The 21,853-nt window shown below is 33.1% G+C and carries 23 protein-coding genes; 10 read left to right on the top strand and 13 right to left on the bottom strand.

Annotated features, from left to right (window positions below; genetic code table 11):
- Positions 1-44 precede the first annotated feature (44 nt).
- From IEV10_RS14465 to IEV10_RS10495, 4 genes are read right to left on the bottom strand one after another with little or no spacing between them, the layout of a single operon-like run.
- Positions 45-776, bottom strand: coding sequence for a head GIN domain-containing protein (locus tag IEV10_RS14465; RefSeq protein WP_443098487.1), 732 nt, complete (start codon positions 774-776; stop codon positions 45-47).
- A gap of 49 nt (positions 777-825) precedes the next feature.
- Positions 826-1,917 (bottom strand): hypothetical protein, encoded by a 1,092-nt coding sequence (locus IEV10_RS10505; protein WP_188374690.1) that lies wholly within the window; start codon positions 1,915-1,917, stop codon positions 826-828.
- Positions 1,895-2,446: a hypothetical protein gene (locus tag IEV10_RS10500; RefSeq protein WP_188374689.1), complete on the bottom strand. Its 552-nt coding sequence runs from the start codon at positions 2,444-2,446 to the stop codon at positions 1,895-1,897. Before IEV10_RS10500 ends, IEV10_RS10505 begins: the two co-directional genes overlap by 23 nt.
- A gap of 3 nt (positions 2,447-2,449) precedes the next feature.
- On the bottom strand, positions 2,450-3,001 hold the full coding sequence (locus tag IEV10_RS10495; protein ID WP_188374688.1) for an RNA polymerase sigma factor: 552 nt from the start codon (positions 2,999-3,001) through the stop codon (positions 2,450-2,452).
- Positions 3,002-3,229: 228 nt separating this feature from the next.
- On the opposite strand from IEV10_RS10495, the gene lon reads away from it, so the two are divergent.
- From lon to cmk, 3 genes are all read left to right on the top strand, one after another.
- Positions 3,230-5,683, top strand: a complete 2,454-nt coding sequence (lon, locus tag IEV10_RS10490) for an endopeptidase La (RefSeq protein WP_188374687.1) — start codon at positions 3,230-3,232, stop codon at positions 5,681-5,683.
- A gap of 97 nt (positions 5,684-5,780) precedes the next feature.
- Positions 5,781-6,803 (top strand): type IX secretion system protein PorQ, encoded by a 1,023-nt coding sequence (gene porQ / locus IEV10_RS10485; protein ID WP_188374686.1) that lies wholly within the window; start codon positions 5,781-5,783, stop codon positions 6,801-6,803.
- On the top strand, positions 6,800-7,489 hold the full coding sequence (gene cmk, locus IEV10_RS10480; protein ID WP_188374685.1) for a (d)CMP kinase: 690 nt from the start codon (positions 6,800-6,802) through the stop codon (positions 7,487-7,489). The genes porQ and cmk overlap by 4 nt, the downstream gene beginning before the upstream one ends.
- A gap of 44 nt (positions 7,490-7,533) precedes the next feature.
- Here cmk and IEV10_RS10475 read toward each other — a convergent pair whose 3' ends face one another.
- Positions 7,534-7,911: a LysM peptidoglycan-binding domain-containing protein gene (locus tag IEV10_RS10475; RefSeq protein ID WP_188374684.1), complete on the bottom strand. Its 378-nt coding sequence runs from the start codon at positions 7,909-7,911 to the stop codon at positions 7,534-7,536.
- Positions 7,912-8,184: 273 nt separating this feature from the next.
- Here IEV10_RS10475 and rpsA point away from each other — a divergent pair, with 273 nt between their 5' ends.
- The 7 genes from rpsA (at position 8,185) to IEV10_RS10440 (ending at position 14,276) form a co-directional block, all read left to right on the top strand.
- Positions 8,185-10,026, top strand: coding sequence for a 30S ribosomal protein S1 (gene rpsA / locus IEV10_RS10470; protein WP_188374683.1), 1,842 nt, complete (start codon positions 8,185-8,187; stop codon positions 10,024-10,026).
- Positions 10,027-10,152: 126 nt separating this feature from the next.
- Positions 10,153-10,692 (top strand): bifunctional pyr operon transcriptional regulator/uracil phosphoribosyltransferase PyrR, encoded by a 540-nt coding sequence (gene pyrR / locus IEV10_RS10465; protein WP_188374682.1) that lies wholly within the window; start codon positions 10,153-10,155, stop codon positions 10,690-10,692.
- A gap of 4 nt (positions 10,693-10,696) precedes the next feature.
- Entirely contained in the window at positions 10,697-11,623 is a 927-nt protein-coding gene (locus IEV10_RS10460) for an aspartate carbamoyltransferase catalytic subunit (RefSeq protein WP_188374681.1), read from the top strand.
- A gap of 5 nt (positions 11,624-11,628) precedes the next feature.
- Positions 11,629-11,961, top strand: coding sequence for a ribonuclease Z (locus IEV10_RS10455; protein ID WP_188374680.1), 333 nt, complete (start codon positions 11,629-11,631; stop codon positions 11,959-11,961).
- A 1-nt stretch (position 11,962) separates the two neighbouring features.
- Complete coding sequence (locus IEV10_RS10450; RefSeq protein WP_188374679.1) at positions 11,963-12,868, top strand: ribonuclease Z; 906 nt, start codon at positions 11,963-11,965, stop codon at positions 12,866-12,868.
- Positions 12,869-12,928: 60 nt separating this feature from the next.
- Positions 12,929-13,576, top strand: coding sequence for a pyridoxamine 5'-phosphate oxidase (gene pdxH / locus IEV10_RS10445; RefSeq protein WP_188374678.1), 648 nt, complete (start codon positions 12,929-12,931; stop codon positions 13,574-13,576).
- A gap of 202 nt (positions 13,577-13,778) precedes the next feature.
- Positions 13,779-14,276 carry a CAP domain-containing protein gene (locus IEV10_RS10440; protein WP_188374677.1) on the top strand — a complete coding sequence of 166 codons (498 nt, stop codon included), beginning with the start codon at positions 13,779-13,781 and terminating at the stop codon, positions 14,274-14,276.
- 62 nt (positions 14,277-14,338) lie between these two features.
- On the opposite strand, the gene IEV10_RS10435 is transcribed toward IEV10_RS10440, so the two are convergent.
- The 8 genes from IEV10_RS10435 to IEV10_RS10400 all read right to left on the bottom strand — a co-directional run.
- Entirely contained in the window at positions 14,339-15,064 is a 726-nt protein-coding gene (locus IEV10_RS10435) for a VOC family protein (RefSeq protein WP_188374676.1), read from the bottom strand.
- A 4-nt stretch (positions 15,065-15,068) separates the two neighbouring features.
- Positions 15,069-15,320 (bottom strand): hypothetical protein, encoded by a 252-nt coding sequence (locus IEV10_RS10430; protein WP_188374675.1) that lies wholly within the window; start codon positions 15,318-15,320, stop codon positions 15,069-15,071.
- Positions 15,313-16,224 (bottom strand): sterol desaturase family protein, encoded by a 912-nt coding sequence (locus IEV10_RS10425; RefSeq protein WP_188374674.1) that lies wholly within the window; start codon positions 16,222-16,224, stop codon positions 15,313-15,315. Before IEV10_RS10425 ends, IEV10_RS10430 begins: the two co-directional genes overlap by 8 nt.
- Before the next feature lie 2 nt (positions 16,225-16,226).
- Positions 16,227-16,745, bottom strand: coding sequence for a hypothetical protein (locus tag IEV10_RS10420; RefSeq protein ID WP_188374673.1), 519 nt, complete (start codon positions 16,743-16,745; stop codon positions 16,227-16,229).
- A gap of 287 nt (positions 16,746-17,032) precedes the next feature.
- Positions 17,033-17,590 (bottom strand): Crp/Fnr family transcriptional regulator, encoded by a 558-nt coding sequence (locus IEV10_RS10415; RefSeq protein WP_188374672.1) that lies wholly within the window; start codon positions 17,588-17,590, stop codon positions 17,033-17,035.
- A gap of 207 nt (positions 17,591-17,797) precedes the next feature.
- Positions 17,798-19,717, bottom strand: coding sequence for an OmpA family protein (locus IEV10_RS10410; protein WP_188374671.1), 1,920 nt, complete (start codon positions 19,715-19,717; stop codon positions 17,798-17,800).
- Between the two features lie 13 nt (positions 19,718-19,730).
- Positions 19,731-20,648, bottom strand: a complete 918-nt coding sequence (locus IEV10_RS10405) for a PorP/SprF family type IX secretion system membrane protein (protein ID WP_188374670.1) — start codon at positions 20,646-20,648, stop codon at positions 19,731-19,733.
- Between the two features lie 23 nt (positions 20,649-20,671).
- Positions 20,672-21,853: T9SS type B sorting domain-containing protein (locus IEV10_RS10400; RefSeq protein ID WP_188374669.1), on the bottom strand; the 1,182-nt coding region annotated here is incomplete at its 5' end.

Raw genomic sequence — 21,853 nt, 5'->3', positions numbered from 1 at the left:
AAAAAGCCGCTATTAAGCGGCTTTTTTACTTTTAAGGTTTTTTCTTAGTTCTCGATACTTCCAGAACCTGATACTTTAGTGTCTTCTTTTGTTGGGTTACCACGATACTCAATATCACCAGAACCGGCAACACGTGCTTTCAATTCACCAGAACAATTCACAGAGATATCACCAGAACCAGCAACTTTTGCATCAACATTTACAGAATTTAGCTTAAATCCATGAATATCACCAGAACCAGCAACACTTGCTTTTAAAGTATTTGCTTTTCCTTTTAGAGTTAAATCACCAGAACCAGCAACACTTGCTTTAGTATAATCAGTATCAATATTTAAAATCAAATCACCAGAACCAGCAACTGCAGCAGAAAAGTCTTTAGACTTAATTGTACCTTCATTCCAAACATCTCCAGAACCGGCTAAGGATACACCATCAATATCTCTATATGGAATGGTAATCATTATTGTTTTGTTGTTACTAGGTCTAATGTTTTTTCCATTCTTTACTTTAACCACTAGAGTTCCGTTTTTTACTTCAGTAACAATGTACTCTAATAAGTTAGATTCCCCTTTTATGGTAATCTTTCCTTCTGCGCCTTCAACAAGTTTAAAGTCCATAGAACCACCACATTTAACGGCGTCATACTCTCCAGTAGTTCTCGTAATTGTTGTAACCTTTCCATTTCCTTTTACACCTTTTCCTCCCCACCATTGTGCATGAGAAAAAGTAATTGCTAATAAAAAGATAAGGCTTAACGTTAATTTTTGAGTTTTCATAATATTTGATTTTATAATGAACATCACTGTTCGATTTTTGATTATTAATTTATTGTTTTTTAAATGTTACGCTTCCAAATTCAGAATCTATCTTCACAAAATTTTGGGAGTTATTAGTTCCATAACTTCCAGAATAGTATTTGTCTGACCCATCAATTTTCTTTTTAGTAAAATTAAAGTTGTCACTATTTCTAAGAGATGCATGTTCTAAATTAATATTGAAATTAAAATTGTAAGCCGAGTCATAGCCAATACTAATGCCAGCGTGTTCTCCATCAATTTCTATGTTTTGTGCATTTGAAGCTATTTTTTCAATCTTTACAGACCCAAAATCTGATTTTACGGAAGCGTTTTTAAATACGTTTCCTATTCTTAGTGTCAAATGATCTGCATTTCCTGTAATACTATTAACGTTATCTACTTTAAGTGATTTAAAATCACAATTGTAAACAATGTTTTCTGCAGCTTCAATGTGCCCAGATGTATGATCAGCACTTATATTTAAATCCTTAGTTTTCGCAACAGTATAGCTACTAAAATCAGCATTAATTTTTCCACTCTTTATATATTCAAAATAGCAATCTTTAGTATGGTCAAAATTTAATTCGTTACCATCAGCCATAAGTTCTTTAGTGGTGATATTTCCATGGTCACAATTTATTTTCGCTACGCCTTTTAATGTGTCTACATTTACATTTCCAAAATCATTATTGATGTTTATAGAATTAGTAATTGGTATCTTAATTACATAATTGATTTCTAATTTTAGATTCATTTTTTTACCCCAATTCCACCAATTTGATTTATTTTTTTCAATTTTTGTAATCGCAGAAACTAAATTATTTGTTGCAGAAAAAGTCACATCAATTCTTTCTAAGCGGTCTTCCACCTTATCTTCATCATTACCGCTTACTCTAATTAGAACATCAAATTCTATTGTGTTTTTATCCCAAGTAATAATATCTACATTGCCAAATTTATTACTCACTTTTAAAGTGGCATTTTTATCTACATTATAGGATTTTTGAATGATACGCTCTCTTGTCGTAACATCATCATTAACCATAATGCTATTCGCAAAAATAAATGTAGGTAACAGTAATAAAACTGCTAATAATTTATAGTGTATTTGTTGTCTCATATTCTGTATGTTTTAAGTCTTCAATTTTGTCTAAGATGTTTTTAAGTATGTCTATTCTATCCTGAAAATTAGATATCATAGCATATATGATTCGCTCATCATTTCCAGTTTGTTTCAGTTCATTTTTTAAAATAATGTAATCGTCTTCTAAGGTGTTTAATTGGCGTTCTGCTTCATAAATTATATGTTCTGTTAATGGCGAGCGTTCAGCATCTAATTTTTTTAACTCTTCAGTAATTGTAGCTGTAAAAAAATCTTGTGCTTCAGATAACTCAGGAGATACACTTGCCAAATCTGTAACATCATTAGAATTATTTAAGCCGCTAAATACCGAAAGACAAATAAGTATGCTAGCAGCGATTGCTAAAAAAGGCTTCCAAGTAGAGTTAAAGCCATTGCCTTTTTTTACGTCTTTTTGGGCTTGTAGTTTTTCTAAAAACCGGGTTTCATGCCCATTATTTGGTTCTTCATGGTCGAACTGGCCTTGAAGCTTTTCAAATAAGTTGTCAAAATTGTCTTTATTACTCATAATTTATGCGCTTACGCTTAGTTTTTGTCTCAAGCTTTCTTTTGCTCTTGAGATTAATGTCCTACAATTCCCTTGAGATATATTCATAATTCCTGCAATTTCCTCATAATCAAAACCTTCAATTAGATGTAATGTTAAACCTACGCTATAATTAGATTTTAATTGTTTAATAGCTTTCAAAATGTACGCTACTTTGTCTTTTTGTGTATCCTCTTCTTCTAATCCAATAGTGTCTTCTACTTTGTACTTCACATCATCTAAAGCAATAGTACCTTCTTTGGTTGTTTTATTGTATTCTGCAATACTGTTATTAACTACAATTCTTTTTAACCAAGAACCAAAAACAGATTTATCTTTTAATAGCTCTAGTTTTGAAAACGCTGTTAAAAATGACTCTTGCATAATATCCTCGGCTTTATAAGTGTCTCTTATAATCCTCAAAGATGTGTTATACATAGCCTTGTAATAGCGGTTGTAAATCTCTAATTGTGCACGTTGATTACCAGTACTACAAAGCACGAGTAATTGTTCTATATTTTGATTGGTTGTAGACAAAAAACTAATGCTTTTACTTATAGATAGACTTGTTTGATGAGTGTTACAGTTTTAAAGAAAAAAGTTTTATTAATTTAAAACTGAATGGCACAACAATTGAATTTAATGTAAAAGGTAAAGTGCGCTATGCACCATAAAACCTTAGTATCTAGCGTAAAGTTAGAAAATGTATAACAAAAGAACGGTACATTCTATGTCTTTTAATGACAGAATGGCTTAAAATATAGTATGGCAAAACAAAAATTTTTAGGGCTTGACAGTTTGTCATTTCAGGATTTTGATGAAAATTCAGAGTTAATTCCTTTAATGACACCAGAAGATGAAGAATTAATAAATAAAGAAGTTTTACCAGAGTCTCTACCCATATTGCCATTACGTAATACGGTATTGTTTCCTGGTGTAGTTATTCCTATTACCGCAGGAAGAGATGCTTCAATTAAATTGATTAATGATGCCAATAATGGTGGAAAAGTAATAGGAGTTGTTTCTCAGAAAGACGAAGACGTAGAAAATCCAACCGAGAAAGATATCTACAAAACAGGTACAGTGGCTCGAATTTTAAAGGTGCTAAAAATGCCTGATGGTAATACAACTGTTATCATTCAAGGTAAGAAGCGTTTTCAGATTAAAGAAGTCGTTTCTGAAAAACCATATCTGACAGCAACAATTTCTGACATTGCTGAAGCTAAGCCAGCAAGAGATAATGAGGAGTTTAAAGCTATCATAGAATCTATAAAAGATTTGTCTTTAGAGATTATAAAAGAGAGCCCAAACATTCCTTCAGAAGCTAGCTTTGCTATTAAGAACATTGAGAGTAACTCTTTTCTGGTCAATTTTGTATCCTCTAATATGAACCTAAGAGTAGAAGAGAAGCAGAAATTGTTAATGATTAATGATTTAAAAGAACGTGCTTTAGCTACTCTAAAGTATATGAATTTAGAGTATCAAAAGCTTGAGCTAAAAAATGATATTCAGAATAAGGTTCAAAGTGATATGAACCAACAGCAACGTGAATACTTTCTGCATCAACAGATGAAAACCATTCAAGAAGAATTAGGTGGTGGTGTGTCTTCTGGCGAAGAGATTGAAGACATGCGTAATCGTGCTAAGTCAAAAAAATGGGATGATAAAGTAAAAACTCATTTTGATAAAGAATTGGCTAAGATGCAACGTATGAATCCTCAAGTTGCAGAGTACTCTATTCAACGCAACTACTTAGATTTATTTTTGGATTTACCTTGGAATGAGTTTAGCGAAGATCAATTCGATTTAAAACGCGCTATGAAAATCCTAGATAGGGATCACTTTGGGTTAGATGATGTTAAAAAACGAATCATTGAGTATTTAGCAGTATTGAAGCTAAGAAATGATATGAAGTCTCCAATATTATGTCTTTATGGACCTCCAGGAGTAGGGAAAACATCTTTAGGAAAATCTGTAGCTGAGGCATTAGGAAGAGAGTATGTTCGTATATCATTAGGGGGGTTACGTGATGAGGCAGAAATTAGAGGTCATCGTAAAACATATATTGGTGCCATGCCAGGTCGTATTATTCAGAGTTTAAAGAAAGCCGGAACTTCAAACCCCGTTTTTGTTTTAGACGAAATTGATAAACTGTCTTCTGGTCATCAAGGCGATCCATCTTCAGCAATGTTAGAAGTTTTAGACCCAGAACAAAACAGCGAGTTTTATGATAACTTTTTAGAAATGGGTTATGACCTGTCTAAGGTCATGTTTATAGCTACATCTAATAGCTTAAATACTATTCAGCCAGCATTACGTGACCGAATGGAAATTATAAACGTTACAGGTTATACCATAGAGGAAAAGGTGGAGATTGCTAAGCGTCATTTATTGCCAAAACAATTAAAAGAGCATGGTCTAGATGACAAAGCCTTAAAAATTGCTAAACCACAATTAGAGAAAATAGTAGAAGGCTATACCAGAGAATCTGGTGTACGTGGATTAGAAAAACAAGTTGCAAAAATGGTGCGCTATGCTGCTAAAAATATTGCAATGGAAGAAGATTACAATGTCAAAGTATCTACTGAAGATGTTATTGAAGTATTAGGAAGCCCAAGATTAGAACGCGATAAATACGAGAATAATAATGTTGCTGGAGTAGTTACAGGATTGGCTTGGACTAGAGTTGGAGGTGATATATTATTTATAGAATCTATTTTGTCTAAAGGAAAAGGAAGTCTTTCTATTACAGGTAATTTAGGTAAGGTCATGAAAGAATCTGCAACAATTGCTATGGAATACATTAAAGCAAATGCAGATAAGTTTGGTATTAAGACTGAGGTTTTTGATAAGTACAATGTGCATATCCATGTACCTGAAGGAGCAACACCAAAAGATGGTCCAAGTGCCGGAGTAACAATGTTAACATCATTAGTTTCCTTATTTACACAACGCAAGGTAAAAAAGAGCATCGCGATGACTGGGGAAATTACCTTAAGAGGTAAGGTATTACCTGTAGGAGGAATTAAAGAAAAAATATTAGCTGCTAAGCGTGCAAAAATCAAAGAAATTCTTCTTTGTGTAGAAAACAAACGTGATATCGATGAAATTAAACCAGAATATCTTAAAGGGTTAAAGTTTCATTATGTTTCGAACATGGACGAGGTTTTAGATTTAGCGATTACCAAACAGAAGGTAAGTAATCCTAAGGCATTATAAAACACAAAACCTCAATAGAAATATTGAGGTTTTTGCTTTTCAAAAAATAAAAGAATTAGAACTGCGTTCTAAGATAGATTTAGTTATTTTGCAAGCTATGACTAAGAGGATTACAACTCTACTTTTTATTTGTTGTGCTACTGTTACTTACGCCCAATTGGGAGGTGAGTCAACATACCAATTCCTCAACTTAGTGTCTTCTCCACGTCAAGCAGCTCTTGGTGGTAAAATCATTACTAATTTCGATAAAGATGTCACGGAAGCTTTATATAATCCAGCTTCAATAAACAGCGATATGCATAATCAAGCTGCACTAAATTTTTCAAGTTATTTAGGCGGCATTACATATGGTACCGCAGCCTATGCTTATACTTGGGATAGGCGAGTGCAAACTTTTCATTTTGGGGTTACTTATATTAACTATGGCCAGTTTGATGGCTATGATTTAAATGGTGTTTCTACGGGTTCTTTTAGTGGCAATGAAGTAGCACTTTCATTTGGTTATAATTACAATATACCTTTCACAGATTTTTATGTTGGCGCTAATGCAAAAGTTATAACATCTCAATTAGAGCAATATAATTCTATTGGAGGTGCATTAGACCTTGGCGTGATGTATATCAATGAAGATTTAGATTTTCATGCGGCGCTCACTGTTAGAAACTTTGGAACACAGTTCAAAACCTATGCGGGTTTAAATGAGCGCTTACCTTTTGAAGTTAATTTTGGAATGTCTCAAACTTTAGAGTACATTCCGTTGCGTTGGCATTTAACCATGGAGAATTTGCAAGAATGGCCAATTGGTGTTTCTAATCCAGCTAGAGCTACTACAGATTTAAGTGGAAATCTTACCGAAGAAAAAGTAGGGTTTTTTAATAATGCGCTTCGTCATTTGATATTAGGCGCAGAATTATGGCCAGATAAAGGGTTTAATATAAGATTAGGTTATAACTTTAGGCGTGCGGAAGAATTAAGAATTGTAGATCAACGTAATTTTTCTGGTTTGTCTTTTGGATTAGGACTTAAGATTAATAAAATGAAGTTTAGTTACACACATGCCAGATATACAGGTTCAGCTAATACGAGCTTTTTTGGACTTCAAATTGATTTGAATAGATGAGTAAGATTGTCATTGCCATAGATGGATTTTCTTCCACAGGGAAAAGCACAGTTGCAAAACTATTAGCTAAAGAGTTAGGCTATATATATGTTGATACTGGCGCTATGTATAGAGCTGTGACTTATTTTGCTTTAAAAAATGGTTTTGTTTCTGAAACAAAGACTATAGATAGAGAAGGTTTAATTTTAGAACTGGAGAACATCCACATTACTTTTAAATTTAATTCAGATTTAGGTTTTGCAGAAGTGTATTTGAATGGCCTAAATATAGAATCTGAGATTAGAACTCTTAAAGTATCGCAACACGTTAGTCATATTGCTGAAATATCTGAAGTCAGGAGAAAGTTAGTGCAGCAGCAACAATTAATGGGAAGAGATAAAGGTATTGTTATGGATGGTCGTGATATAGCAACCGTCGTTTTTCCTGATGCCGAACTTAAAATATTTATGACTGCCTCTGCAGAGAAACGTGCTACTAGACGTTACAAAGAGTTGTTAGAAAGAGGTCACAACTTAAGCTATGATGAGGTGTTACAGAATGTGATAACTCGTGATGAAATAGATTCAACAAGAGAAGATTCTCCTCTTATAAAAGCAGAAGACGCCGTTGAGTTTGATAATTCTGCCATGACTATAGAAGAACAGCTTGAAGCAATTAGGCAGTTGGTTGAAGAAAAATTAGCATAAAAAAAGCAACCTAATGGTCGCTTTTTTTTGTAATAATTATTTCCTTATAAGTTTGGAATAATTAACTCTTGATTTGGATGAATGACATCTGGATTTTTAAGAATATCAGTATTTGCAGCAAATATATCTTTATACTTCATTACGTCACCATAATAATGTTTTGCAATTCCTCCTAAAGTTTCTCCAGAGGCTACAGTGTGTCTTGCATAAACAGAATCATCAGCAACTTTAATATCTGCCATGATATCTGATGGGTTTTCACCACCAATCTCTTTAATTTTATTCCACAATGCGTCTTTTTCATATGGAGTGTTTGCTGTTCCCCAAACTTTGAGTTTATCTGCAGCTTCTTCCACTTTTCCGTCTTTGATGTTTAGTTCTTCTCCTAAGTCTAATACAGCTTGATATTTAGCTCTGTACATAAGTGTTATAATGTTTAAGTGTTAATACTATAGTAAATATACCAATTTATGTGCCAAAAATTAAGTTTATATTAATCATTATGGTATTCAGTTCTTTAGCAAGAATTTGTCATGTGTTTTTATGTTTGGTTTTATTAAGATTTAATAGTATTTTTGCGCTCCTTTTCAAGGAGTTTTAGAAAGCTGAAAAGGAATTATAAATTTTTAACTAATAACTTCTGTATAGTTTCTCCCTAACTTTCGAACCGTACAGAATACAAATTTTTATCAGCAATGGCTGAAAACAAAACAAAAGAAGCAGAAGTAGTAGTAGAAGCAACTGAAGCAAAAGCAACCCAAGCACCTGTAGTATCTGAAGCGCAGGCAAACCCTGAAAAATTCTTAAAAGAGTTTGATTGGCACAATTACGAAGAAGGTATTGAGCAAGTAGAAGACACTAAACTTGAAGAATTCGAGAAGTTAGTATCTGAAAACTTTGTTGATACTTTAGATGATCAAGTTGTAGAAGGTACTGTAATTACAATTACAGACCGTGATGCAATTATTGACATTAATGCAAAGTCTGAAGGTGTAATTTCTCTTAACGAGTTCCGTTACAACCCTAACTTAGCAGTAGGTGATAAGGTTGAAGTATTAATTGATGTTCGCGAAGATGCAACAGGACAATTAGTATTATCTCACAGAAAAGCACGTGTTATCAAAGCATGGGATCGTGTAAACAATGCGCACGATACTGGCGAAATCGTAAATGGTTTTGTAAAATGCAGAACTAAAGGTGGAATGATTGTAGATGTATTTGGTATTGAAGCGTTCTTACCAGGTTCTCAAATCGATGTAAAACCTATTAGAGATTACGATCAGTATGTAAACAAAACAATGGAATTTAAAGTTGTAAAAATCAACCACGAATTTAAAAACATTGTTGTTTCTCATAAAGCACTTATCGAAGCAGATATTGAAGAACAGAAGAAAGAAATCATTGGCCAATTAGAAAAAGGACAAGTATTAGAAGGTGTTGTTAAAAACATCACGTCTTATGGTGTGTTTATTGATCTTGGTGGTGTAGATGGTTTAGTTCATATCACTGATCTTTCTTGGTCTCGTATCAATCATCCAAATGAGATTGTTGAACTTGATCAGAAATTAAATGTTGTTATCCTTGACTTTGATGAAAATAAATCAAGAATTCAATTAGGTCTTAAGCAATTATCTAAGCATCCTTGGGAAGCTTTAGCTGAAGATGTAAAAGTTGGAGATAAAGTAAAAGGTAAAGTTGTTGTAATTGCTGATTACGGTGCATTTATCGAAGTAGCTGAAGGTGTTGAAGGATTAGTTCACGTATCAGAAATGTCTTGGTCAACGCATTTAAGATCAGCTCAAGATTTCGTATCTGTTGGCGATGAGATTGATGCAGTTATTTTAACTTTAGATAGAGAAGATCGCAAAATGTCTCTTGGTATTAAGCAATTAACACCAGACCCATGGACTGATATCACAAGCAAGTACCCAGTTGGTTCTAAGCATACAGGTATTGTACGTAACTTTACAAACTTTGGTGTATTTGTAGAGTTAGAAGAAGGTATTGATGGATTAATTTACATCTCTGATTTATCTTGGACTAAGAAAGTGAAGCACCCATCTGAGTTCTGTAATGTAGGTGACAAGTTAGATGTAGTTGTGTTAGAGTTAGACGTAGAAGGACGTAAGTTATCTCTAGGTCATAAACAAACTACTGAAAATCCTTGGGATAAGTATGAAACTGAGTTTGCTTTAGAGTCTGTACACAAAGCAGCGATTTCAGAAATCGTTGATAAAGGTGCAACTATTGAGTTTAATGAAGATATCGTAGCATTTGTTCCGCAACGTCACTTAGAAAAAGAAGACGGTTCTAAATTAAAGAAAGGTGAAGAAGCAGAATTCAAAATCATTGAATTTAATAAAGAATTCAAGAGAGTTGTAGCATCTCATACTGCTGTATTTAGAGAAGAAGAAGCTAAGATTGTAAAGCAAGCTGTACGTAAAGCAGAAGCACAAGCAGCAGAAGCTAAGCCTACTTTAGGTGATGCTAATGATGCATTACAAGCGCTTAAAGATAAGATGGATGGTAAGAAGTAATTCTTCCAGATATTTATAATATTTAAAAGCCTCTCAGAAATGAGAGGCTTTTTTTATCACTATTCTTAAATTTGATACTCTAATTATTTACATTAACTTTGCCAACCAAATGCGTTTGGAAGTTATATGAGTCAAAAAGTATTACTTAATTCTAAAGAAGTAAACATAATCCTTCACCGATTGGCTTGTCAACTTATTGAAAATCACAACGACTTTTCTAATACTGTACTCATAGGATTGCAACCAAGAGGTAAATTTTTGGCAGACCGTTTAGCAAAAATTCTAAAAGAAGATTATAAAGTAAAAGACCTTAAATATGGTCACTTAGATATTACGTTTTTTAGAGACGATTTTCGCCGAGGTGAAAAACCTCTTGAAGCAAATACGACAGCTATAGATTTTATTGTCGAGGATAAGGGTGTTGTATTTGTAGATGATGTCTTATATACAGGACGTAGTATTCGTGCAGCATTAACCGCAATTCAATCTTTTGGGCGACCAAACCATATAGAATTATTAACCCTTATCGACAGACGTTTTAGTCGCCATCTACCTATTCAACCAGATTATAGAGGAAGACAAGTAGATGCGATAAATAAAGAAAAAGTTATAGTAAACTGGCAAGAAAACGAAGGCGAAGATGCCGTTTACTTAATAAATAAATAATAGCATGAGTCAATTAAGTGTCAATCACTTACTAGGAATTAAGTATCTGACTGAATCGGATATTCAACTTATTTTTGAAACTGCTGATCAATTTAAAGAGGTCATTAATCGTCCAATTAAAAAAGTACCGTCACTTAGAGATATTACCATTGCTAATTTATTTTTTGAAAATTCAACCAGGACTAAGCTCTCTTTTGAGTTGGCTGAAAAAAGACTTTCTGCTGACGTTATAAATTTTTCAGCAAGTCAATCCTCAGTAAAAAAAGGAGAAACACTTATCGATACGGTAAACAATATTCTATCTATGAAAGTAGATATGGTAGTGATGCGTCACCCAAGTCCTGGAGCAGGTGTATTTTTGTCAAAACATATAGATGCCAGTATTGTTAATGCCGGCGATGGCGCTCATGAACACCCTACACAAGCCTTATTAGATTCGTATTCTATTAGAGAATCATTAGGAAGCGTAAAAGGGAAAAATGTGGTTATTGTTGGAGATATTTTGCATAGCCGAGTTGCCTTGTCCAATATATATGCTTTAAAGCTTCAAGGCGCCAATGTCATGGTTTGTGGCCCTAAAACCTTACTGCCTAAGTATATTAAAGACTTAGGTGTTAAGGTAGAAACGAACCTACGTCAAGCATTAAATTGGTGCGATGTAGCCAATATGCTTCGTGTCCAAAATGAGCGTATGGATATTAGTTATTTTCCTTCAACACGAGAGTATGCACAACAATACGGAGTTAATAAAGCATTATTAGACAGTTTAGATAAGGAAATTACCATCATGCATCCAGGTCCAATAAACCGCGGAGTAGAGATTACCAGTGATGTCGCTGACTCTGACCAATCTATTATTTTGAATCAAGTTGAAAATGGAGTTGCAATTAGGATGGCAGTTATTTATCTTTTAGCTTCAAAAATAAAATAGCGGATATGATTTTTGATAAAGACGGTAATATTACCATTATTACGCAGGAGAAGGCATCTGTAAAGACATTAGTGAACAATATTGAGCAAGTTTACGATACGTATAAAAATGACCATATTATTGTTAATCTCTCTAGTTTAGATAGTATTACGCTTGAAGACATCATAGAGTTTATCAGGGTAAGTAATAGACATAGAGCTGACAAGAAATCTTTTGTTGTTGTATCAGAAAAAGTAGATTTGGATGAGATGCCAGACGAAATTTGTGTGGTGCCAACAATGCAAGAGGCTTATGATATTATAGAGATGGAAGATATAGAGCGCGATTTAGGATTCTGATATGAAATTAAATATTCTAGGCTGCTACAGTGCTACACCTCGTACTTTTACAAACCCGACATCTCAAGTACTAGAAATAAATAATCACCTTTTTTTAATAGACTGTGGAGAAGGTACGCAAGTGCAACTCAGAAAGAACAAAATTAAGTTCTCAAGAATCAAGCATATCTTTATTTCGCACTTGCATGGAGACCATTATTTTGGCTTGGTAGGACTTATTTCTACGTTTAGATTATTGACTAGAGAAGTTGACCTACATATATATGGCCCTAAAGGATTAAAAGAAGTGATTACACTTCAAATGAAGCTTTCGGATTCATGGACCAATTACCAATTAATATTCCATGAATTAACTTCCAAAGACTCTGAATTAATTTTTGAAGACGATAAGGTTGAAGTCTACACTATTCCGCTTCAGCATCGTGTCTATACCAACGGATTTTTGTTTAAAGAAAAAGAAGGAGAACGTAAGTTAGATATGAATGCTGTACGCAACGAAGATATTAATCAAGCTTATTATAGAAAGCTAAAGCAAGGTTTTGATGTTGAAAACAATAAGGGAAAGCTTGTAAAAAATGATGCGGTTACATTGCCACCACCTAAACCTAAGAGTTATGCGTTTTGTAGTGACACTGCTTATGACGAAGCCAAAATTCCCTTAATTAAAGGTGTAGATGTATTGTATCATGAATCTACATTTTTAGAAAAGAATGCAAATCTTTGTGAGAAGACAAAACATAGTTCTGCGATACAAGCAGCTACCATTGCAAAAAAAGCCAATGCAGGAAAGTTAATATTAGGGCATTACTCAACACGTTACGACGATATCTCACTATTTAAAACCGAAGCTGAAACAGTTTTTAGTCATGTCGAGTTAGCCGATGATGGGAAAATCTTTGAGTTTTAATTTTATGGGTTCTTTAAAATATCTATGTATTTAAAGCACTAACTTTGCAAAAAAGTAAATATGGAAAACGATTTAAGCGATTATAGAGAGTCCTACGAGAAAGGAGAATTACTTTTAAAACATATTTCGGATAATCCTATTGAACTTTTTAGAGATTGGTTTTTAGAGGTAGATACACATTTTAATCAAGGTGAAACAAATGCTATGACCATTTCTACACATGGTCTAGATGGTTACCCTAAGAGTAGAGTAGTACTACTAAAAAAGTATACACATGAAGGTTTTATCTTTTACACCAACTATAATAGCGAAAAAGGTAAAGCCATATTAGATAACCCAAGTGTTTGTTTATCTTTCTTTTGGCCAGCTGCAGAGCGTCAAGTGATAATTAAAGGCAAGGCTGAGAAAATAGCAGAAAATTTAAGTGATGGTTATTTTGAATCTCGTCCTAGAGGAAGTCAGTTAGGTGCCATAGTATCTAATCAAAGCGAAGTAGTTAAAGACAGGGCAGAATTAGAACATAAACTCAAAGCACTTGAAAAAGCCTATGAAGGCAGAGAGATAGAAAGACCTAGTCATTGGGGCGGTTTTATTGTGAAGCCCGTTGAGTTAGAGTTTTGGCAAGGTAGACCAAATAGATTGCACGATAGAATACGTTATAAACTAGAGAAAGATTTTACCTGGAAAATTGAGCGACTAGCACCCTAATAAATTCAAAATCTCTAATTCGTTAAAAAGCATTAAATATTCGATTAAAAACAAAAAAATGCACTTCAAATTCTATTTTTAACGATTAAAAACATATAAAATCGATAAAAAGCATGTTTTTTATCGATTTTAACATTTTATTAACATATTAACGCCATAGGTAGGTTACTTTAGTAATCCCAAACAATAAAAATACCTACTTATGAAAGTTTCTACATTAGTGCCAGTATTGGCAATTTGTGCGTTTCTATCGTTTACGTCTTGTTCTACTGAGAACTTAACAGAAGAAGATGTATTATCAGTTGATATCACAAATCCTCCTCAAGCTAAACCTTTAGAAATTGAAGTATTAGAGCTTATTAACGATTATAGAATTAGTCAAGGATTAAATGCTTTGACAAATAACAATACCGTAAAAGCTGTTGCTTACTCACATACGGATTACATGCGTGACGTTGATAACGTATCTCACGATAATTTTTACTCGCGTAAGCAGAGTTTACAAACACACCAAAACGCACAAGTGGTGTCAGAGAATGTAGCTTATGGCTATACTTCAGCTGAGTCACTTGTTAACGCATGGCTGAATAGCGCATCTCATAGAAGTAATATCGAAGGTAATTATACAGATTTTGATATTTCTGCAGAGCAAAATGCAGATGGTGATTGGTATTACACCAATATATTTATTAAAAAGTAAAGTAGTTTAATTATATAATGTAATTAAGGCCGCAATGATGCGGTCTTTTTTTGTCCTAGATATTAATTTTTAATCTGTTTAATGAAAAAAAATGCTTCATTAGAGTTGTCAGTAAATAGGATACGGCTGCTTTCATCGTTGATGAGATGACCATCATTTTCCAATATTAGTTTTTTAGCTGTAGAGATATTCTTAACTCCAAAGGTACATACCCAATATTCAAAATTTCCTTTGAATTGGTTTTGTATTTTCACTATATCTGCGATATAATTTCCTTTTGAATTTAATATATCATACGATACATCGTCACGTTGTACAATATCCCATTTAAAAATTCCTTCATAAAATGGGATAATTTTTGTTACATCAGAAACGTGTAATTCGTTCCAGATGAGTGTATTTTCTGTGTTTTTTGTTCTAGTGTTTTTTAGTTTGTCGCCTTCATAAATAGTAAAACCGGCACCTTGAGGGTCTCGAATTAAAGCAACTTTACCGATATCGTCTATTTCGTAGGTCATTTCTATAATGCCACCAAGATGTATTGCCTTGTTAATTGTAGTATTCAAACAGGCTACTTTAATATAAGTCATCCAAAAATGAGGCATGCGCATTTGTTTGAATTTTTCAGGAGTTTCGTATAAACCAGATACCTCTTTATTGCCTATAAATGCAGTATAATAATCTTCAGTCTTGTAGTACTTCCATCCAAAAATACGTTCATAAAAAGCAATACTCACTTTTGGGGCATACGTCGATAAGTCTGCAAAGATTATGTCATTGATTTTCATACTATTAACTGTTTATAAGTGCAATAATTATTACATCAATAATAGTCAATCCTAGTAAAATAAGTACCCAAACATACCATTTTAAATGTATGTTTTTTGCAATGATCATTTCTGTCCACCACCAAATAGCTACGTAAGCAGTCCAAATCCAAAAGCCTTTTACCTCATGAAGCATCATAATTATCATTCCGATGATGAATACAATCATCACAAAAACAAACTTGAACCAGTCTTTTTTTGTTGCTAAATCAGTCATTCTTCTTGGCATTTAATAGGTCAGAACTGTTTGGCATCCAATCTGGAGGTTTTATAAAGACCAATAGTTTATTTTTAATTCCGTCTACTTTTTTCAATTTGATGATAAGACGGGAGATTCCATGAAAAAACACCTTTATCGGATTATTACTATTTAGAGGCTCTGAAATTCCGTAACGAACTTTTTCAACTTCGGGCTCGAAAGTGCCAAACATCCTATCCCAGATTATTAAAATACCAGCATAGTTTTTATCCCAATATTGCCTGTTTGATCCATGATGAACACGATGATGCGAAGGCGTATTGAAAATATATTCTACAGGTTTTATAAGCTTACCTATTATTTCCGTATGTAATAAGGTTTGGAAAACTTGAACGAATACTTCAGCTAGTAATACTAAAATAGGATCATAACCTAACATAACAATAGGTAAAGAAAATATTATTGGCATAATTGCATCTAAAGGTCCAAACCTGTATGCTACAGACATATTAAAATGAGGCGAACTATGGTGTACAGTATGAGTGGCCCAACCAATGCCTATTCTATGCATCATTCTATGTTCCCAATAGTAGGCGAAATCTGCTAATAATATACATGTGATGATAGTAATCCAGTTTAATTCTAAATGTGGTAGACTGAAGTTATTATAGATCCAAAAATAAACTTTAGTTATGGCTAAAAATCCTAGAATAATTTCTATTAAGAAAAATGCTCCAAATGTTATAAGGTTTGCTAAACTATCAAAAATCAAATCTTTATTTAGCCTTTTTAAATATGCATACCGAACTAACTCCAATACAAAAAAAGGAACAATAATATATACTAAGCTTAAGTCATTTAAGATGTAAAACCAATATTCTACATCTATCCAATCGAGTTTTTTTGATAAGAATTCAATCATAATTATTGTCTTTGCCAAGTTTCTACATCACTATAACCATAATAATCATAACTCAACTTAAAAGCATTTTTATCTACCATATCAATTTGGCAATCAACTTGATATTGCTGATGTTCATACTCAATTGAATAAACACCTTTACCTTGGTAACCGTCAAAACTTTTAATGACTAAAGTTTTAAGACCTATAGCTTTTTCTGAATTACCATTTTTATCTTGATATTCATAAGTATAAGCATTAAAATATTCCCCTTCTTTTTTAATGTTATAAAAAATAGCCCCATTAAAATCTTCGACGTTATAATTTACTTTCCATTTTCCAACAATATAATCAGTATCAGGATTATTATTTGATTTTGTTTTTTCCTCTTCAGGAAATATTTTTTTTTGATTGGAATCAATTGATTCATCATAACTATAATTTATATCATCTTTTTGTGATGCATAACTTGCTAAATGAGCAATTCCTGTAATAAAAATTATAGCTGCTAAACTTCTAAATAATAATGTTGAGTCTTTCATGAAATAAATATTTATACAAAAATGGAAATGTTTGTAATTGCATTTTTTGACTTATATCAAAATCTTCAAATAACTTAAAATAGAATAGAGGGTAAGCAAAGACCAAATGAAAATCATAAATCAATACAATTTTGGAGAACCACTACTAGAAATCTTTTCAACGAAATGTACAGTCCTAGCAAAATAATGATAGCTAGACTATTGCTTATCAAAGTAAATGACCAGGGCCATAAACATAAGAGCTAAAATAGTTTTCTAGTGTTTCCTGATTGGAATTTACTAAAATATTATTTTCTAATTCTACTAAATGTCTCTTGTGAAATACCAAGAAAAGAGGCAATATGTCCAAGTTTCACTCTTAATTCAATATTTGGGAAATAAGTTAGTAATAAGTTGTATTTCTCTTTGGCAGTAAGAAAAGACCAGCCTTTAGAGAATTCATCTAAAAACGTAAGCATTTCTTCGGCTATTAGGCGAGCAAAATTCCCAAATTCGGGAAAGTCCGCTATTAGTTTCTGATAATCTTTATAACTTATTTTAAATAAAACACAATTTTCTAAACATTCAATTTCCTCAAAGCTTGGTTTTTGAGCATAAAAACTAAACCATGATGTTATAAACTGATTCACGCTATAGAACCATGAGGATATTTGCTTTCCATCATGATAGTAGTAATTATGTAACACACCACTTTTTACGAAATAGAGGTAATTGGCTTTATTACCTTGGATTAAAATTTTCTCTCCTTTTTTTGTATTCTTCTCCTTAAAATCTTTTGTAATTCGCTGTTGTAATTCTGGGCTTAAAAAACATCTTTGACTTATTTCCTGAAGTAAACTTTGCATGTTGATTTCTTAGCTCTTGTCTGAAGGTTTTTCAGAAATTATTATTTGGTAATTTATACTTCTGTTATTCCTAAAATATGTGAATAGAAGATAAATGTGTTGCTATTAATTGTAAAGTTAATGCTTTTTCTTATACGATAATTGTAACAAAAAAGCCCAGCAATTTGCTGAGCTTTTTTATTGTAAGCGGATTAATTATAGGTATCATTAATCTTGTAATATATAGAAGTAAGAACGTCTGTTAAGTTGGTGTTCTTCTTTGCTACATTTTACACCGTTAGAACATCTGTTTAATAGCTGAGACTCACCATAACCAATAGCACTCTCTATTCTATTTGCTTCAATGCCTCGAGATATGATATAATCTCTTGTAGATTTTGCACGTCTGTCTGAGAGCCTCATATTATAACGCTCTCCACCACGGCTATCTGTATGCGATTCTATTTTAATCACCATTGTTGGGTGTCTACGCATCACATCTACAATGTTTTCTAACTCAAATTGCGCATCAGTTCTTATGTTCCATTTATCGAAATCAAAGAAAATAGGGTTTATTACAATTTGGTTGTCTATAATTAATGGCGTTAATAGTAAGTCGGCCACATTTACTTTTTCATTTTCATCAGAAGTCGTCACCGTTTTTTGGTCATCTTTATAATCGGATTTAGACCCCACTACAGTGAATGTTTTTTCACATAGTGTTTTCTCAAATTTGTAACTTCCTTGGTCATCAGTTGTAAGCTCAGAAATTACTTTACCAGTTTCATCAATTAATCGTACAGTAGCTCCTGGCATTACTTCATTAGTTAATTCATCTCTTACAACACCTTCTATGGTTTGCTCACATACATAAGAATTAAAGCTATAGATGTCATCTCCACCTTTTCCGCCTTCTCTATTAGACGATAAGTAACCTTCTTTTGTCTCAGAATTAAACACATAACCAAAATCATCATAACCCGTATTAAATGGCTCACCGATGTTTTCACTTTTTGCATCAGGATTGTTTAAAATATCTGATTTATAGATATCTAAAAGTCCATAGTTAATTAAGCCATCAGAAGAATAATAAAACGTACCTTCATTGTCAATAGATGGGAATAACTCACGACCAGCAGTATTGATATTTTCACCTAGATTACGAGGCTCTGAGTATGTACCGTCTTCATTAATATCTACAACATAGATATCTGAAGCACCATAGCCACCTTCGCGATCAGATGCAAAGTATAACTGTTTGTTATCTGGACTTAAAGCTGGGTGACCAGTAGAAAACACATCGTCATTAAATGGAAGCGCTTCAAGGTTTTCCCATTGATTGTTTTCTGCATTTAAAGTTGCTTTGTATAACTCTAAATGCGTCGTACCATCTTTTGTGTACTCTAATCTGTTTCTTTTTGTTAAATTATCTCTTGTAAAGTATAATGTTTTACCATCATTGGTAATAGCAACATTTGCTTCATGGTAGTCAGTATTTATCTTGCTAGCCGAAATTTTTTGAGGCGCATCAAAGCTAATTGATTTGTTTCCTCGATTAATTTCAACTTGATAAAGGTCTAAGAAAGGTTCTTTATTCCAATCATAAACTCCAGAAGATGCATCTCTTGAGGATGCAAAATAAAGCGTATTATCTTTTACATAAGCACCAAAATCTGAAAATTCGGTATTGAAGTTTAGATTATTAAGTTTAATTATACGTCTTTCGTCTACAATACCAGTAACGGTATAGACATCAAAGTTTTCCGTAATGTATTTATTGGTTTCTGAACCTTCAATTTGCTTATCTTTTAGCTTTTGCACCCATAATTTAGCTTTGTCATATTGCTTGGTGCTTACTAAAGATTGAATATACTTAAACAAGTATTCAGAATCTAGTTTGTCTTCATACTTATCTGCCGCAAGGCCATACCATATAACAGATTTTTCAGTGTTAGAATTGTTGTAATATGCATCACCTAACCTTGTTAAGACATGCATTGAACTATCACCTTTTTCCACAGCTATTTCGTAAAGCTCGATAGCTTTGATATAACTATAGCCTTTAAAAAACTTATCAGCTAACTTCAACTGTGCAAAGCTTGAAGAAAAACAGAGTGTAAATAGTATTAAAATTAGTCTTGTTTTCATAGTAAACTGCATTTTAGAAGTATCTAGGTGATTTAATTCTACGACTCTTAAATATTTCGAACATTAACAAAATTTCATGAGTACCACTCGTAAATGGTCTTATATCAGAAATTGGGTATTCGTAAGCATAACCAATGCGCAATTGTTTTGAGACTTGAAAGTCTGCAATTCCGCCAATAGCTGCTGCTTGTTCATTAATTCGGTATCCGCCACCAATCCAAAATTTTTCGTTGAATAAGAAGTTAGCAGAAATATCGAATGATAAAGGTGCACCGTTTGTCGCTTTTAATAGGGTAGAAGGCTTTAGTTTTACGCTTTCGCTTAAATCAAAAACATAACCACCGGTAAAGTAATAACTTACTCTTTCTAGAGCTTCAAAAGTACCTTGGCCAGTATATTCGTTAGTAAAAATTCTTGGAGCAGAAAGTCCTACGTACCATCTATCACTATGCCAATACACACCAGCACCTATATTAAAATCAAGACGGTCTTCGAATCCAAAAATTAATGGATCTTGAGATTCTGATGCCTGATAGTCACCATCAAGGTTATAAGCAGTAATACCACCTTTTAATCCAAAGGCCAATTTGGTATTTACACCAGTTTGAATAGTATATGAAAAATCCGCATAAACATATTGGAAATTTTCAAATCCAAGTTCGTCATTAATTACAGATAGTCCAAGACCAACTTTTTCATTTCGCAACGGCGCGTGTATAGATAGTGTCTGAGTTTGGGGACCACCCTCAAGACCTACCCATTGACTTCTGTGCAATCCAACAGCGCTTAACGTTTCTCTAGATCCAGCATAAGCAGGATTTATAGAAATGGTATTAAACATATACTGCGTAAACTGCGGAAGCTGCTGAGCAAAGGTTACTGATGTTAACAGTAACATGAATGCAATGCCGTAAAATTTATTTAACTTCATAGGTATCAGTTTTTACTTTTTAATTAATTGCCAGTTACTACATAAATAGGACCAGCAAATGGTTCTAAACCACTATTTCTTAGTGTTACTACATAATAGTATGTTCCAGTTGGGACATTTCCAGAGCTACCAACTGATGAGCGTATTGTTTGTCCACTCCAATCATTTTGGTAGTTATTGTTTTTGTATACTACAGCACCCCAACGGTTGAATATTTGTACTTCAGTCACAAATCCACAAGTTTCAACACCTGTAATTCGGAAGAATTCATTTACACCATCACCATTAGCAGTAACTGTTTTAGAGATATTTACATCTTCTTCTCCACAAGGAAGAACTATACAATCGTCATTTAAGGTTACATTTACATCTACTTGAGTATTACAAGTACCATCAATAGTATATCTAAATGTATATATACCATTTACTTCACCACCATCTTGAGGATCGAATAAGCTTCCGTTAAGATTAATTCCATTTCCTATTACTATAGACCATGTACCACTTGTATCTACATTGCCTTGTAAGAAATCGAATAAGTTAATTACACCATCGTCAATACATCTATCACCATCAATTGCATCAATAGTTGGGGTACTAACAGAAATTAACTGAGTAAATGTCACGGTATTACCACAACCGTCATCAACTGTCCAATCTCTAATAATTTCATAATCATCAGTATTTGGGAAGAAGTTTATTTGCTCATCAAATACAACATTAACATCTGCAGAACAATTGTCTTCGAACATTAACTCAGGTATTTCAGGTATGGCGTCACATGAAGCACTGATATTTTCATCAAAATCCGTAGTAATTAATACTGGAGCAGTAGTGTCTACTATAGTAATTATTTGAGTGAATTCTTCAGAAATATTACCACATCCATCATCAAATGTCCATGTTCTTGTTCTAACTGAAGCATTAGCACAATCTGAATCTTGAACAGTATCATCACTAACTAATGTAGTTATGATATTATTAGAGCAATTGTCTGTAACTGTTGGTACTAAATTAAGTGCATTATCTAATGCATCAGTATCTGAGCATTCTATAGTTACATCTAAGTCACCATCAGGCGTTGTAATCTCTGGAGCCGTGGTATCTTGAACAGTAATCACTTGGTCTAAAGATGTTGCGTTACCACACTCATCTGTAGCTGTCCATGTACGAGTAATTGTAAAGTTACCAGGACAATCACCAGG

The sequence above is a fragment of the Winogradskyella haliclonae genome (assembly GCF_014635865.1).
GTDB classification, from domain to species: domain Bacteria; phylum Bacteroidota; class Bacteroidia; order Flavobacteriales; family Flavobacteriaceae; genus Winogradskyella; species Winogradskyella haliclonae.
This window is presented reverse-complemented; position numbering and strand designations above follow the sequence as displayed.